Here is a 15,123-nt window from a genome sequence, read left to right as displayed (position 1 = left end):
AAGAAAAAGAAGGCATACGATATGGCGGCGGGGCTGGTGGGCTCGGGGATGGGTATAAGAGACAGGGAAGACGGGAGGCTTGGGCGCGGGCACGCCGGGCTTGTCCGGCATGGCGTGGCGCAGACCCGGCGCCGGGGGAGCGGGAGGCGCCACCTGCGTATCGGGGTTGTCCGCCGGCGTGTGCGGGGTGCTCGGCACCACGCGCGGTTCGCCGGCGACGTGCATGCTCGGCGCGCGGTTCGCCGCGTCGGCCGGCACGCTCGGGAACGCGAGCGAATGCTTCAGCTCCTCGGACGACGGGGCGACGCCGTGCTCGTCGATGGTCGGGAACGAGAGCGCCGGGATGTCCCAGTCGTTGTCCTCGCCCTGCGGGTTGAGCAGCGAGACGCCGTTGATCGTCACGTTGTTCGGGTCGAGGCCGCTGTCGAGATGCGGCTTGTCGTTCGGATTCGGGATGTTGTCCGCGGCATGGTCGGACTTGGCGCGCTGATTGCGTTGGTCGCGCTGGTTCTTCGGGTTCGTCATGTTCTCCATCTACCCCCTACGATTCGCTGCGCATCATCATAGTCGAAGAGCGGGGATATGGGGACGCCCGTAACAAAACGTCCCCACGCGGGGAATCGTATCCGCGGGGGGACGTGTGGTCATCGGGCCGCGCGTGCGCCGGCCCGGGGCGGCCCGGGGTGAACTCAGGCCTGCTGCTGCGCGGCCTGGGCGGCGGCGAGGTCGAGGGCCTTGGCCTGGGCGATCAGGTCGTCGAGGTCCTCGGCGCGCAGCGCGCCGGCCTGCTGGAAGATGATCTGGCCCTGCTTGGCGATCATCAGCGTCGGCACGGCCTGGATGCCGGCGGCCGCGGCGAGGTCCTGGTTCTGGTCGATATCGACCTTCGCGAAGACGATGCCCTTGTTGTCCTCCTGCTCGCTGGCGGCCTCGAAGATCGGGCCGAACGCCTTGCAGGGGCCGCACCAGGTGGCCCAGAAATCGACGAACACGATCTCGTTGTCGTTGATGGTCTTCTCGAACTCGGCCGAGGTGAGGGTGGTTGTCGCCATGTGAGGCTCCTTTATATATACGTGCGCATGCGTCGCGCATACGCGGGTTTGCGTCGTGGTCGTGTGCGGCGCGCGGTCCCCGTGCGCACACCTTGCACACCAGCAAACCAGCATGGGGCAACAAAGGCAAGGGCTTGCGCCGACAGATGATTCCCCGTGCGCCCCGGACCCCGCCGGTCCCGCGCGACGCCCCGCGAAACGCCCGGTCCACGTTGTGGACGGTTGGGGGCGGATGCGCGGACCGTCACGTGAGCGCGCGATAATGGGACGCATGCCAGTGATGAATGATGAGGTGCCCGACGAGGGCGACTTCGACGCCGACCGCCCGCGCGGTGAATTCGACCATGTGACTCCGGAGGACTTCATCCGCGGCTCCGGCCACGGCAACCCGCCCGGATGGCTCGACCCCGCGGACATCAACCGCGCGCGCAGCCAGATGCCGATCGCGTACGTGGAGATCGTGCCGGTGCGCGCCGACGAGTTCGGCCGCATCGCCCAGGTCGGCTCCCTGCTGCGCGTCACCGAGGACGGCTCGGTCGAGCGCGCGCTGATCTCCGGACGCGTGCTGTTCCACGAGACGCTGCGCGAGGCCATCGCCCGCAACGTCGCCAAGGATCTGGGCGACATCGCCCTGCCGATCCTGCCGCTCAACCTCCAGCCGTTCACCGTCGCCGAGTTCTTCCCGACGCCGGGACTGTCCGAATACTTCGATCCGCGCCAGCACGCGATCGCGCTGTGCTACGTCGTGCCGATCGCGGGCGACTGCCGTCCGCAGGACGAGACGCTCGACGTCGAATGGGTCGATCCCCATTCCGACATGCTCGACAAGTTCCTGTCCCAGATGTCCAACGGCCACGACCGCATCGTCCGCAGGGCCCTGGCCTGGGCAAACGCATAGCGCATAGAGAGGATCTCAATCACATGACTTTCACCATCCATAACCGCATCCTGCGCGAGGGCGAGGGGACGCCGCTCGTGCTGGTCAACGCGTACCCGGTGGACGGGCGCATGTGGACCGAGTGCGCGAGGCGCATCGCCGCGCTCGCCGACGAGGAGGGCCTGAGGCCCTTCCCGATCTGGGCGCCGGACATGCCCGGCTCCGGCGAATCGCCCGCGCCGAGCGACCGGGAGTCCGGCCGTCGCGCCGCTAACGGCTCGTATCCGGACGCGCTCGACCGCATGGCCGAGTCGTACGTCGCCCTGCTCCACGCGGCCGGCCACGACCGGGCCGTGTGGGCCGGCCTGTCGATGGGCGGCTATCTCGTGACCGATCTGTACCGCCTGCATCCGGAGGCCGTCGCCGCGATCGCCCTGTGCGACACGATGGCCGCGTCCGACGGCATCGGCGGCGAGCCGCGCCTCGAGACGTCGAACGCCTGCGAGGCGACGAACAGCGTCGAGCCGGTGATGCACTTCGCCAGGCCGTCCGACGGCGACTCCACCGTCAAGAAGGGGCAGCCGTTCATCGACCAGATGACCGCATGGATCAACGACCAGAACCCGGCCGGCCTCGCGTGGCGTCAGCGCATGACGTACGGCCGCCCGGAGCTCGCCGGCGTGCCGGAGACGATGGACGTGCCGGTCGCGGTCATCTCGGGCGAGCTCGATCCGACCAGCAACCCGTCCGTGATGGGCCCGCTCGCCGAGCGCATCGGCGACAACGCGGTCTTCACCGCGATCCCCGACTGCGGCCACTTCAGCGCCGTCGAGCACCCGGATACCGTCGCGCGCGCCCTCGTCGACCTCGTCGGGCGCGTCTGACGGCAACCAGCCGGAACAAACCGGAACTTCAGGAAGCAGTACATCATATGAGCATTTCGTTCAATCCGCTCGCGCTGACGCAGGCGCTGCCGTTCCTGCCGCTCGCGCAGGGCGACATCGACTACCAGACCGAGCGCCGCACCGAGCCGGGACTCATCGAACGCACCCTCGCCGAGCCCGCCACCAAGGTGATCCTCACGCGCAACGGCCTGATCGCCGTGCCGCGCGGCCAGGGCGAACTCGCCGACTACGAGAACGTCAAGATGCGCCTCGCCACGCTGCCCGGCGCGTACATGGCCGCCGAACTCGGGAGGAACCCCGAGGCCGTCGCGATGTTCCTCGGCAGCTACGGCGGACGCCGCGACGAGCACGTCGTCGCCGTCGACATCACGCGCGTGACCGCGCGCCCCGCCTCGTTCGGCGTGGACGACGGCACGGACGGGTCGTCGCGCGGCAGCACGGCCGGCCGCTCGGGCGCGTCCGACGGCGGGCAGGGCGCCGACGCCGCGTTCGACGAGACCCCGGCCGGCCCCGCGTCGCGCGTCCGCAAGAGCCTGCTCGAGCAGGCGCTCGACCGCTTCGACTGGGTGGATCTGCGCGGCTTCGCGCCGCACGCCTCCGCCCGCGAGGCCGGACAGGCCACGACCGCCATCTCCCTGAGCATCTGGCACAACCGACAGCGCCACTGCCCGACCTGCGGCGCGCCCGTCGAGACCGCCAACGGCGGCTGGGCGCAGCGCTGCACCGACGAGGCCGACGGGCGCCGCCTGCTGTTCCCGCGCGTCGAGCCCGCCGTCATCACGATCATCGTCGACTCCGAGGGCCGCGCGCTCATGCAGCACAACGCCGCATGGAAGAACCCGACGCTCTACTCGGTGTCGGCCGGATTCGTCGAGGCCGGCGAGAACCTCGAGCACGCGGCCCGTCGCGAGGCGCTCGAGGAGGTCGGCATCCGGCTCGGCGAGGTGAAGTACCTCGGCTCCCAGCCGTGGCCGTACCCCGCGTCCCTGATGATGGCGTTCAAGGCGCAGGCCCTGACCACCGACATCCGCGTGGACAACGTCGAGACCGTGGAGGCGCGCTGGGTCACGCCGGACGAGTACATGGCGGCGGTCATCTCCGGGCGCATGAGCGCGCCGGGCAAGGCCACGATCGCCCGGTACATGATCGAGGAGTGGCTCGGCCACGAGCTGTGAGTCGTCTGTGCATACCCCACGAATAGACCGATCAGAACCAAATATTTCACTGTGAGGTATGTCACAGGCGTGTTTCGATTCCGTGAATATCGCGGAATGCCGCGGAAATTCACGGAATCGGGCCGTTCGGCTGGGATGACGTTGTTGTACAGTCGGGAAGCAGTCCGCATGCGCCGCGCCCCGTCGCGCCGCATCGCGGGGAGAACGAGACCGTCAAGAGGTTAAGGAATCGGGAATGACTGACGAGCAGACGCAACGCATGTCGAACTGGCGCCCGGAGTACGGCGCCATGCGTGGCGACTTCGAGTCCACGCAGCGCATGGCCCCGATCGCCGCCCAAATGGCCGTTCCGATGCCCGGCGTGGCCGGGGTCGCGGGCGGCGCGTCCGCCGGAACGTACGCCGGCGCGCATCAGGTGGCTGGCCGCGCCCAGTCGAACGCCGGCGAGGCGGCCGGCGCCGCGGACGGCGTCGACATCAACGCCGACATGAACATCGCCGTCAAGAAGAAGTCGCACAAGGGACTCATCATCACGCTGATCGTCGCCGCGGTCCTGCTGGCCGCGCTCATCGGCGCGTTCTTCACCGCACGCTGGTACTTCGCCGACCGCGTCGCGCCGGGCGTGCACTTCGGCGCCGTCGACGTCACCGGACAGACGAGCGACGAGCTGACCGCCACCGTCACCAAGGCGGTCAAGGACTCCGCGATCACCGTCAACGACGTGACCAGCGGCAACAAGGTCACCGCCTCGCTCGAGAACCTCGGCGTGGACGTCGACGTCGAGGCCACGGTCAAGGACCTCCTCAACGCGAAGTCCTCCTCCAACCTGCTCGAGGACGTCGTGCGCGTCAACCCGCTGAGCACCGTGAGCGTGCCGCTCAAGGCCACCACCAACGACTTCCAGCTGAGCGACTACCTGTCCTCCAAGCTCATCGACGAGTCCGGCCGCGCCGTGCCGTCGTCGATCGCGTACAACGCCGAGACGAAGGCGTTCGCCGCCACCGAGGGCCGCTCCGGCTCCACGCCGCAGACCGCCAAGGTGCAGGCCGCCGTCAGGAACGCCGTCGCCGAGCCGGGCACGGCCGCCACCGTGAGCGTCAAGGACGAGACCATCGAGACGCCGATCAGCCTCGCCACGGCCCAGCAGGCCGCCGATCAGGCCAACCAGCGCCTGAGCAACAAGATCGTCATGACCAACGGCGATTCCAAGCAGTTCACGCTGCCCGTCGACGAGGTCGCCAAGTGGATCGAGCCGACCGGCGAGCCGTCGAAGGGCGAGATCACGCTCTCCTACGACACCACCGCCATCAAGCAGTACCTCGAGCAGCAGCTGCCCGCGCAGCTCAATCAGGACATGGTCTCGCAGGTCGACATCGTCGACGGCAACGGCACCGTGGTCATCAAGGCGCAGACCAAGGGCGTCAACGGCGTGGTCGTCAAGGACACGGACGCCGCCGCCACGCAGGTCGTCTCTGCGCTCGAGAAGGGCCAGGGCGGCACCGTGCAGGTCGCCGCGGACGTCACCAAGTACGACACCAAGCAGAAGAAGAGCGAGTACCGCCTCGTGGTGGACAAGAGCTCCCAGACCGTGACGGTGTACCAGAACGGCAGCCTCATCAAGACGTTCAACGTGGTCACCGGCAAGGCCTCCACCCAGACCGACAACGGCACGTTCTACGTGTATCTGAAGTATCAGACGCAGACCATGCGCGGCGAGGACTACGTCACGCCGAACGTGCGCTGGGTCACGTACTTCAACGGCGGCGAGGGCTTCCACGCCGCGCCGTGGAACTACAGCGCCATCGCCGCGGGCGACCCGATCAACCACGGCTCGCACGGCTGCGTGAACATGTACGAGGCCGACGCCAACTGGATCTACACCAACATCCCCGACGGCGCGATCGTCCAGGTCGTGGGCTCCAACCCCACCAGCCCGACGCGCTGACGGCCTCCCCGGCCGTTCCGGCGACCTTGCTACCCTTGTAACCATGAGTGAAGAACTTGACGACCAGCCGCTGAACCTCGATGTGCCCGAGCACCTCGAATACTCCGACGACCACGTGTGGGTCGACACGACGCTCGAGCCCGCCGTGCTCGGCATCACCGACTACGCCGCCGAGAAGCTCGGCGAGCTGGTCTACGTGGACCTGCCCGAGCCCGGCACGCGCGTCGAGGCGGGCGACGAGGTTCTCGAGCTCGAGTCCTCCAAGGCCGTCGAGCCGCTGATCGCGCCGGTCGCCGGCACCATCCGCTACGTGAACCAGGCCGTCTCCGACGACCCGAGCGTCATCAACTCCGATCCGTACGGCGAGGGCTGGATCCTCAAGATCGAGCTCGAGGACGACGAGCCCGAGCTGCTCACCGCCGAGGAATACCTGAAGGTCATCCGATGACCAACGAGGGGGAGCAGTCGCCCGACGACATGCCCACGGTGCCGATCCCGGCCCACCACGTCGTCACCACGTTCGACGCGGCGTCCAAGCGCGAACGCATCGAGGCGCAGCCGTTGCTCGAACGCGTCATGCGCCGCGTCGTCACCCGCACGTTCAACGCGTGGGTGACGGCCGCGACGAAGGTCGCGCACGACCTCGACTGGTTCCCCCGCGTCGACCCGTATGTCGGGTACGGCACGAACGACTACTCCCGACTGATCTGCCGCACCGTCTACGCGGGCCCACACAGCCAGTCCGGGCGCGCCACGCGCGGCATCCGCGGCATGCTCGCCATCCCGTCGCGCCACACGCAGGTCAAGATCCGCATCGACGACGTCCCGCTCGAGACCGTCCAGGTGGGTGAGTCCGAGCGCTACGACGCGGTCGACGCGCATCCCGAGGTGGACAGCGAGTACGCGGTGTCCGACACGTCCGGCTACCTCGATCTGGTCGCCGAGCACAAGCTCTCCTCCGGCGTGCATACCGTCTCCTACCGGGTCAACGGCCGCAAGCCGGTCACCGCCAACCTGTTCACGATCCCCAGGAGCGCGAAGGTCGGCATCATCTCCGACGTCGACGACACGATCATGATCACGCAGGCGCCCGTGCTGTGGAAGGCCGCGTGGAATCTCCTGTTCCTCAATCCGGAGAAGAAGGCGTCCGTGCCGGGCATGAGCGTGCTGTTCACTAAACTTGCCGACCTGTTCCCCGACGCGCCGTTCTTCTATCTGTCCACCTCGCCGTGGAACGTCGAGGGCTCGATCCGCCACTTCATCGCGAACCACGGGTTCCCCGAGGGGCCCCTGCTGCTGCGCGACCTCGACCCGCGCCCCAAGACGTTCGTGCCGTCCGGCCCGCAGCACAAGCTCGAGTTCGCCGAACAACTGATGGGCGATTTCCCCGACATGAAGTTCATCCTCGTCGGCGACGACGGCCAGAAGGACCCATCGACCTACGCGACGATCGTCCGCCGGTATCCCGGACGCGTGCTCGCCATCGCCATCCGGCAGCTGAGCCCGCGCGAGGCGATGCCGTTCGGGCTGACGGCCGCCGGAATGACGGCCTCCCAGCCCACCCCCGTCACGGACGTGCCCGTGTTCACCGGAACCACCGGCGCGAACCTGATGAAGACGATGCTGCCGTACCTCAAGGAGCACCTCGCGGGCCTCGATCGCGGGTGACGCGCGGTCCGGCGGCCTTACGTCTACGGCCGGCAACGTACCATATGGCGATCGGAACATGTCGAATCGCGTGGTCAGGTGACGTCGTCGGCCTATAATCGCGATTATGACTGACGAGAAGAACACCACTACGGCAACGGAGCCGCAAGAGGCGACCCAGACGACGGCGCCCGCAGACAGCAACGATCCGAAGCACCTCGAATCGATCCGCGACATGGCGTGGGCGGCCGAGGCCACGGCCGCGCGCATGGAGGTCGTCGAGGCGGAATCGCCCGACCTGACCATCCTCCCGCTCGTGCCGCAGGCCGTCAAGGAGTACGTGCGCCGCGAGCATCACGGCGACCTGTTCCTCGACCCGTACGAGTGGATGCGCGACAAGGAATCGAAGCGCACACGCGACTACGTGGCCGCGCAGAACGCGCTGTGCGAGACGCGCAACGCCCATCTCAAGGGGTTGCGCGACACCCTCTTCGACGAGCTCAAGTCGCATGTGCAGGAGACCGACATGTCGGTGCCGGTGCGCATGAACGGCTACTGGTACTTCGCGCGCACGCAGGAGGGCCGGCAGTACGCCGTCCAGTGCCGCATGCCCGTGCGCGACCAGGACGACTGGACACCGCCGCAGGTCGATCCGATGGGCGAACCCGGATCGCTGCCCGGCGAATCGGTCATCTTCGACGCGAACGCCGAATCCGAGGGGCATGACTTCTTCCGCCTCGGCGGCATGGACCTGAGCCGTGACGGCCGCTGGATGCTCTACGGCGTCGACACCGAGGGCGACGAACGCTACGACTTCCATGTGCGCGACCTCGGCAAGCCGGTCGCCCTGCAGCCCGGGCACGCGGCCGAGGCCGACCTGCCCGAGGTGTTCGAGGGCGTCGGCGGCGCCTGCTTCACCCCGGACGGCGCGTACGTGTTCTGGGTCGAGCTCGACGACGCGTGGCGTCCGTGCGCGGTGTGGCGCCACCGCGTCGGCACGCCGGTCGAGAGCGACGTGTGCGTCTACCGCGAGCGTGACGAGCGCTTCTGGGTGGGTGTGGGCCTGAGCTTCGACGAGCGCAACATCGTCATCGGCACCGGATCGAAGACCACCACCGAGGTGCTCATGCTGCCGACCGACCGCCCCGAGGGCGAGTTCCGGCCGTTCATCCCGCGCCAGACGGACATCGAATACGACGTGAGCTTCGCGTGCTTCGAGGGCGCGGGGGAGAACGGCGCCGACATCCCGCTCGCCGTCGTCTACCACAACGCGAAGAACCCGAACTTCGAGATCGACGTCATCGACATGCGCGACCACGAGCCGCCGTACGCGCTCGGCGAGGGCGTATGCGTGGCGCAGGGCTCGCCGTACGGCTGCGAGCGCGGCGACGAGGTCGGCACGCCGGACGGTCAGGAGAGCCTCGTGGCGAACTCCGAGCAGCCGATCACCAAGGCGTATGTCAACCCGGCGAACCCGGCGATACTGCAGGGGCTGCACGGACTGGGGATCGAGGGCATCGCCATCCACCGCCACTTCGTCTCGCTGGCCTACCGTGCGGACGGTCTGCCGCGCGTGGCGGTCATGCCGAAGGGGCTCGCCGCCGAGGACTTCCTCGCCGGGCGCCCGTGGCGGTTCACCGAACTGCTGCCGCCGTCGCTGGAGGACGATTGGGATACGGTCGCGGACGACGTCAACGAGACCACCGGCGACCACGGCGAGCAGCTGTGGCTCGACGCGCACGCGGATCCGACCGACCACACGTCGTCGTCGGACGGCGCGAGCGACGACCATCTGCCGGGCGAGACGCGCCGCCTCTACTCGATCGGCACGGGCGGCAACCCGTCGTACGACGCGCCGCGCATGCGCTACTCGTTCACCAGCTACACGCGTCCGGGCGAACTGCACGAGTTCGACCCGGCGACCGGCGAGGACCGGCTTTTGAAGCGCGCGACCGTGCTGGGCGGCTTCGATCCGCGCGACTACATGGAGCGCCGCGTGTGGATCACCGCGCGCGACGGCGAGCGCATCCCCGTCTCGTTGGTGTGGCGCCGCGACATCCCGGTGCAGGACGCGCCGATGTTCATCACCGGCTACGGCGCGTACGAGATCTCGTCCGACCCGTCGTTCTCGGTGGCGCGCCTGAGTCTGCTTGATCGCGGCGTGCTGTACGCCGTGCCGCACGTGCGTGGCGGCGGCGAGCTGGGCCGCGCCTGGTACGAGCAGGGGCGTCGTCTCAACAAGAAGCACACGTTCGAGGACTTCGTCGACGCGACGCGCGCGCTGCAGAAGGCGAGGCTCGCCGATCCGCGCAGGACGGTCGCCAACGGCGGCTCGGCCGGCGGCCTGCTGATGGGCGCGATCGCGAACATCGCGCCGGAGGCGTACGCGGGCATCGAGGCGGACGTGCCGTTCGTCGACGCGCTGACGTCGATCCTCGATCCGTCGCTGCCGCTGACGGTGACCGAGTGGGACGAGTGGGGCGACCCGCTGCACGACAAGGACGTGTACGACTACATGAAGTCGTACACGCCGTACGAGAACCTGCCCGAGAGGGACACGACGTTCCCGCGCGTGTTCATCACCACGTCGATGAACGACACGCGCGTGCTGTACGTGGAGCCGCTGAAGTGGCTCGCCGCGATGCAGGAGCGCGGGTTCGACGCGATCGCCAAGATCGAGGTCGAGGCCGGCCACGGCGGCACGTCCGGCCGCTACAAGCAGTGGCGTCAGGTCTCCTACGAAAACGCCTGGTGTCTGGACGTAATGGGCCTGGCCTGAGGTAAGGACAGTCCGGTGGACTGTCCGCAGGCCAGGTCCCGCCGGCAGGCGGGCGGGGTTGGGTCTTGCCGGAAGGCAAGTCGATGATTGCAGGGCCGGAGGATGGCCTGAAACAAGGACGGTCCAGTGGACCGTCCGCAGGTCAAGTCCCGCCAATAGGCGGGCGGGGTTGGGTCTTGCCGGAAGGCAGATCGATGATTGCAGGGCCGAAGGATGGCCAAGTGGCGTACGTTGCCGGTGGCTTTTCCCGTCCGTACCCGTATAAACGTACGCTGAGCAGCCGTCAGCGTACGTTGATACGGATGAACGGCCGGAAGGCCCCTGCGAACGTACGGTGACGTCCGCTCGGCGTACGTTTTTCCGGACTAGGCAACGAAAAACCCCGTCGGGCGTACGCCGTGACGACGTTCGACGGGGTTTCTCCGTTGTCGTGGAATCAGATCCTGTTGAGGATGTCCTGGCCGACCTGATCGGTGGAGCGGACGGTGGAGCCGAGCTCCTCGATGTCCGCCTCGACGGCCGTGTGGATCTTCTTCGCGGCATCGTCGAAGCCGAGGTGCTCGAGCAGCATCGCGGCGGAGAGGATCGCGGCGGTCGGGTTGGCCTTGTTCTGGCCGGCGATGTCCGGGGCGGAGCCGTGGATCGGCTCGAACATGGACGGATACTTGTCGGTCGCGTTGATGCAGCCGGACGCGGAGTAGCCCACGCCGCCCACGACCGCGCCGGCCTCGTCGGTGAGGATGTCGCCGAAGAGGTTGTCGGTCAGGATCACGTCGAAGCGGGACGGATCGGAGACCAGGAAGATGGTGGCCGCGTCGATGTGCTGGTAGTCGTGCGTGACCTCCGGGTACTCCTCGCCGACCTTGTCGACGATGCGCTGCCACATGTCGCCCGCGTTGACGAGCACGTTCTTCTTGTGCACGAGGGTGATGTGCTTGCGGCGCTTCATGGCCAGCTGGTAGGCGTAGCGCACCACGCGCTCGACGCCGTACGCGGTGTTGATGGACACCTCGGTCGCGACCTCGTTCGGGGTGTCGCGGCGGACCGCGCCGCCGGCGCCGCAGTACAGACCCTCGGTGCCCTCGCGCACGACGACGAAGTCGATGTCGCCGGGGTTGGCGAGCGGGGAGGTGACGCCCTTGTACAGCTTGGACGGACGCAGGTTGACGAACTGGTCGAGGTCGAAGCGGAGCTTGAGGAGCAGGCCGCGCTCGAGGATGCCGGCCTTGATGCGCGGGTCGCCGACGGCGCCCAGCAGGATCGCATCGTTGGCCTTGATGCGCTCCTCCTCATCCTCGGGCAGGATCGCGCCGTCGCGCAGGTAGCGCTCGGCGCCCAGGTCGAAGTGCTCGTATTCGAACTCGGCCACGCCCTCGGCGGCCTTCTCGAGCGCCTTCTGGGCCCAGGGGGTAACTTCCTTGCCGATACCGTCGCCGGGGATGACGGCGATCTTGTACTTCTTCGTTGCGGTGTTATCAGTCATGTAGACGAACGTTACCCGCGGGGCGACGAGTGTCCGCCGGCCCGTTCATTTGATGGACATAGGCGGGACGCGCGGCGGCGTGTGCCGGGCCGTAGGATGGGGCCGATGTCGACTTGGGCGCGGTCCGGATCCGTCATGCGGCATATGCCGTCGTTCCAAGGGCGAATCCGTCTCATCGCCCGGCAGATGCGCTGCATCCGATGCGCTGAATAGCGGCTGGATCGATGCTCCCTGAGTGAACCGTCGCGGGAGACACGGCGGGTTGCTCCCAGCGTACGTTTTTCTCGAGATGAACCCATTGCTCGAGAATATGTGCCGCTGGGCTTGACTGAGCGGTACATATTCTCGAGGTTTCCCTGGTTTTCGAGAATATGTGACGCTGGGCGCGAATAAGCGGTACGTATTCTCGCGCATTGGGATGATCTCGAAAATAAGTACCGCTTACCGGGGCATGATGGATGTGATGACGCGGTCCGTGCCCACGAGGAGTTCTGTATCGGACCCATCGAAGCGATTGCCGACCGTCGGACTGGTAGCGTGAGGGTATGAGGACCGTGCGTGGGGAATATAAGGTGCCGGGCGGCAAGCTGGTCGCCGTCAACGTGAAGGTCGACGAGTCCGGGCGGCCCGTCGGATGCCGGATCGACGGTGATTTCTTCGTCGAAGCGGAATCGGACGGGCAGGCCGACGCGCTGATCGGCGATGTGGAGCGGTCGCTGGTCTCGGGGTCGGTCGGTGCGGCCGGGGCAGACGAATCGACTGGTGCGGCCAGGGCGGACGGCATGGCCGCACCGGGTGATGCGGCCGGAGTGGCTGGGTCGGGTGATGCGGCCGGAGTGGCTGGGGCGGATGATACGGCTAGGGCGGCCAGGGCGGGTGATGCGGTCGGAGCGGCGAGACTCGTTGAGGCGGTGGTCGCGCGACATCCGGGCGTGCGGCTCATCGGTTGCGATGCGGCGGCGATCGGGACGGCGTTCCATCGGGCGGTGATGGCGACATGCGGGGGTCATGGCAATGGTCATGACGGTGATGATCGCCCGGGGAGCGGGAACGATGCGGGGGCGCTCCCCCCGGTCCGTGTGCCGCGGCAGGCTCCGGTCGATGAGTGCCATGCCGATGAGCGTGGCACTTCGGTCCGTGTGCCGCGGCAGACTCGCCTCGGGAAAGGGAATTGGGTGTCGGCCGATGGGGAAAACGGAGGAGTACTGGCCGATGAGGGAAACAGAGAAGTCTCGGCCGGTGAGGAAGTCGGCGGAGCCCCGGCCGGTGGGGAATGTGGTGGAGTCTCGATCGCCGGGGAAAACGGCGGAATCCCGGCCGGCGGACGGGGAATCCGGGTGCCGGCCGAGGACGCCGATTTCTCGGCGAGATGGGCGAAGCTCCGGCCGCTACTGGAGATCGTGCACGATGTGCCGCGCTCGCCGGCCGAGCAGATGGCTCTCGACGAGCGGTGGGCGCGCGAGGTCGCGTCGGGGGATCGGCGGCCGACCCTGCGCATCTGGGAGTGGAGCGGGTCGTGCGTGGTCGTCGGACGGTTCCAGTCGATCCCCGACGAGGTCCATGAGGACGTGGCGCGCGCCGAGGGCATCGAGGTGGTGCGCCGGTGCACCGGGGGCGGTGCGATGTTCATCGAACCGGGCAACACGATCACCTACTCACTGTACGCACCGCTGTGGTTCGTCGACGGAATCGACGTGGCGGCGTCGTACCGCCTGTGCGACCGGTGGCTCGTCGGGGCGCTGGGGGAGATGGGGCTCGATGTGCGGTTCTCGGGGCTCAACGACATCGCCTCCGCGCGCGGCAAGATCGGCGGCGCCGCGCAGCGCCGGTTCCCGGCCTCATCCCGGGCCGCCGGCGGACGGTCGGACGACGCGGCATCGTCCGCATTCGGCGGGGCGGTCGCGGGGCGATGCGTGCCGCCGCAGGCGACCGGGCATGGCCCCGGCGCGGTGCTGCACCACGTGACGATGGCGTACGACATCGACGCGGCGAAGATGGGGCGCGTGCTCAACACGAGCCGGGAGAAGATGAGCGACAAGGCGGTCAGATCGGCCGTCAAACGAGTCGACCCGCTCAAAAGCCAGACCGGGCTGACCCGCGGCGAGGTCGTCGCCCGGCTGCTCGCGTACCTGCACGACCATGTCCGCTGAACGGATGCGCGCCCGATGGCCCGATGGCTGGATGGCAGGATGATCGGACGGCCAGACGAATCGGATGGCCCGGATGGCCCACGTGAACGGGAGCCCGGCCGTACGCCGTCCGGTCCGTCCGACATGTCCGCCGTTCGCTCCGTCCGACATGTCCGCCGTTCGCTCCGTGACCGGTCACGGAACGTCTCGCCGGTCCCGTCGCGGTGCGGTACAATGATGCGGAAACGTCAACGGCCGGCGGGAGATGGATCGAAGTCGTCCGACCGATATCGTCCGACAAAGGAGTGATGCGTGGTGGCGGAGAAACCGAATGCGATGCCCGATCAGGAGAACGTCCTGCTGCACACGGCATTGTTCAAGCAGGTTTCGCCGCAGGAGGCCGAGGAGCTGATCCCGCACCTCAATCAGGCGGTCTACGCCAAGGGCGACGCCATCTTCGAGCAGGGCGGCACCGACCACCGCATGTACCTGCTCGAGAGCGGGCGGGTCAAGCTCATCCGCGAGTCGAGCGACCACCGCATCCAGCTGCTGTCCATCCACGCGCCCGGCGAGGTGCTGGGCGAGATCCCGGTGTTCGACCCGACCGGCGGCCCGCGCACGGCGTCGGCGCTGGCGATGCGCCACGGCACGCGCGTGGTGTGGCTCGAGCACGACGCGCTGTTCCACTGGCTCGACCAGCATCCGCGCGTCGCCATCGACATGCTGCAGGTGATGGCCAGCCGCATGCGCACGAACAACGAGCACATCTCCGATCTGGTGTTCATGGACGTGCCCGCGCGCCTCGCGAAGACCCTGATCAATCTGGGCGCGCGCTTCGGCGAGCCGGTCGAGGAGGGGCTCAAGGTCCCGCACGACCTCACGCAGGAGGAGATGGCGCAGCTGGTCGGCTCCAGCCGCGAGACCGTGAACAAGGCGCTGATGGACTTCGCCAACCGCGGTTGGATCGCGCGCGAGGGGCGCTCGATCATCATCTACCAGCCGGGCATGCTCATCCGTCGTTCGCGCAGGTAGGCCCATCGAAAAACCGTCGTCAAGGCAGTATTAAGGTGTCTTTCAGAGAGTGCGGTTACTGTGAACGATTGACTACGGCCGCGGGACGATGACGTCCAC

Annotated in this window: 11 protein-coding genes and 1 pseudogene; 9 read left to right on the top strand and 3 right to left on the bottom strand. The window is 67.8% G+C overall.

Annotated features, from left to right (window positions below; genetic code table 11):
* A pseudogene (locus JS528_RS05730) lies at positions 1-525 on the bottom strand (hypothetical protein); the annotation flags it as partial.
* Between the two features lie 164 nt (positions 526-689).
* Entirely contained in the window at positions 690-1,052 is a 363-nt protein-coding gene (gene trxA / locus JS528_RS05725) for a thioredoxin (RefSeq protein ID WP_214358119.1), read from the bottom strand.
* Positions 1,053-1,323: 271 nt separating this feature from the next.
* Here trxA and JS528_RS05720 point away from each other — a divergent pair, with 271 nt between their 5' ends.
* The 7 genes from JS528_RS05720 to JS528_RS05690 all read left to right on the top strand — a co-directional run bounded on the left by JS528_RS05720 (position 1,324) and on the right by JS528_RS05690 (position 10,380).
* Positions 1,324-1,950 carry an NUDIX hydrolase family protein gene (locus tag JS528_RS05720; protein WP_240541351.1) on the top strand — a complete coding sequence of 209 codons (627 nt, stop codon included), beginning with the start codon at positions 1,324-1,326 and terminating at the stop codon, positions 1,948-1,950.
* Positions 1,951-1,973: 23 nt separating this feature from the next.
* Positions 1,974-2,813: an alpha/beta fold hydrolase gene (locus tag JS528_RS05715; protein WP_214358118.1), complete on the top strand. Its 840-nt coding sequence runs from the start codon at positions 1,974-1,976 to the stop codon at positions 2,811-2,813.
* A gap of 47 nt (positions 2,814-2,860) precedes the next feature.
* Positions 2,861-4,009 carry an NAD(+) diphosphatase gene (gene nudC / locus JS528_RS05710; protein WP_214358117.1) on the top strand — a complete coding sequence of 383 codons (1,149 nt, stop codon included), beginning with the start codon at positions 2,861-2,863 and terminating at the stop codon, positions 4,007-4,009.
* Between the two features lie 235 nt (positions 4,010-4,244).
* Positions 4,245-5,954 (top strand): L,D-transpeptidase, encoded by a 1,710-nt coding sequence (locus tag JS528_RS05705; protein WP_214358116.1) that lies wholly within the window; start codon positions 4,245-4,247, stop codon positions 5,952-5,954.
* Between the two features lie 43 nt (positions 5,955-5,997).
* Complete coding sequence (gcvH, locus tag JS528_RS05700) at positions 5,998-6,402, top strand: glycine cleavage system protein GcvH (protein WP_214358115.1); 405 nt, start codon at positions 5,998-6,000, stop codon at positions 6,400-6,402.
* Positions 6,399-7,622 (top strand): App1 family protein, encoded by a 1,224-nt coding sequence (locus JS528_RS05695; RefSeq protein ID WP_240541350.1) that lies wholly within the window; start codon positions 6,399-6,401, stop codon positions 7,620-7,622. Before gcvH ends, JS528_RS05695 begins: the two co-directional genes overlap by 4 nt.
* A gap of 367 nt (positions 7,623-7,989) precedes the next feature.
* The gene (locus JS528_RS05690) at positions 7,990-10,380 is read left to right on the top strand and encodes a S9 family peptidase (RefSeq protein ID WP_420838195.1); all 2,391 of its coding nucleotides are present in this window, start codon (positions 7,990-7,992) and stop codon (positions 10,378-10,380) included.
* A 436-nt stretch (positions 10,381-10,816) separates the two neighbouring features.
* Here the strand turns inward: JS528_RS05690 and JS528_RS05685 are convergent, their stop codons facing one another.
* A complete protein-coding gene (locus JS528_RS05685; protein ID WP_214358114.1) occupies positions 10,817-11,863 on the bottom strand; it encodes a 3-isopropylmalate dehydrogenase in 1,047 nt (348 codons plus the stop codon).
* Between the two features lie 545 nt (positions 11,864-12,408).
* Between JS528_RS05685 and JS528_RS11885 the strand changes: the two genes are divergently transcribed.
* Together JS528_RS11885 and JS528_RS05675 are read left to right on the top strand one after the other, a co-directional pair.
* Positions 12,409-14,013, top strand: coding sequence for a lipoate--protein ligase family protein (locus JS528_RS11885; RefSeq protein WP_420838190.1), 1,605 nt, complete (start codon positions 12,409-12,411; stop codon positions 14,011-14,013).
* 291 nt (positions 14,014-14,304) lie between these two features.
* The gene (locus JS528_RS05675; RefSeq protein WP_214358113.1) at positions 14,305-15,024 is read left to right on the top strand and encodes a Crp/Fnr family transcriptional regulator; all 720 of its coding nucleotides are present in this window, start codon (positions 14,305-14,307) and stop codon (positions 15,022-15,024) included.
* Positions 15,025-15,123: the final 99 nt, after the last annotated feature.

Source organism: Bifidobacterium santillanense, from assembly GCF_018555385.1.
GTDB lineage: Bacteria > Actinomycetota > Actinomycetes > Actinomycetales > Bifidobacteriaceae > Bifidobacterium > Bifidobacterium santillanense.
The sequence above is the reverse complement of the archived record's forward strand: the minus strand, read 5'-3'. Positions and strand labels throughout refer to the sequence as shown.

What these genes read in the sequence shown, in the direction of transcription:
- JS528_RS05720 (WP_240541351.1), top strand. Translation starts at nt 1,324, where the DNA reads ATGCCAGTGATGAATGATGAGGTGCCCGACGAGGGCGACTTCGACGCC.
- JS528_RS05695 (WP_240541350.1), top strand. Translation starts at nt 6,399, where the DNA reads ATGACCAACGAGGGGGAGCAGTCGCCCGACGACATGCCCACGGTGCCG.
- nudC (WP_214358117.1), top strand. Translation starts at nt 2,861, where the DNA reads ATGAGCATTTCGTTCAATCCGCTCGCGCTGACGCAGGCGCTGCCGTTC.
- JS528_RS05685 (WP_214358114.1), bottom strand. Translation starts at nt 11,863, where the DNA reads ATGACTGATAACACCGCAACGAAGAAGTACAAGATCGCCGTCATCCCC.
- JS528_RS05715 (WP_214358118.1), top strand. Translation starts at nt 1,974, where the DNA reads ATGACTTTCACCATCCATAACCGCATCCTGCGCGAGGGCGAGGGGACG.
- JS528_RS05690 (WP_420838195.1), top strand. Translation starts at nt 7,990, where the DNA reads ATGCGCGACAAGGAATCGAAGCGCACACGCGACTACGTGGCCGCGCAG.
- trxA (WP_214358119.1), bottom strand. Translation starts at nt 1,052, where the DNA reads ATGGCGACAACCACCCTCACCTCGGCCGAGTTCGAGAAGACCATCAAC.
- gcvH (WP_214358115.1), top strand. Translation starts at nt 5,998, where the DNA reads ATGAGTGAAGAACTTGACGACCAGCCGCTGAACCTCGATGTGCCCGAG.
- JS528_RS11885 (WP_420838190.1), top strand. Translation starts at nt 12,409, where the DNA reads ATGAGGACCGTGCGTGGGGAATATAAGGTGCCGGGCGGCAAGCTGGTC.
- JS528_RS05705 (WP_214358116.1), top strand. Translation starts at nt 4,245, where the DNA reads ATGACTGACGAGCAGACGCAACGCATGTCGAACTGGCGCCCGGAGTAC.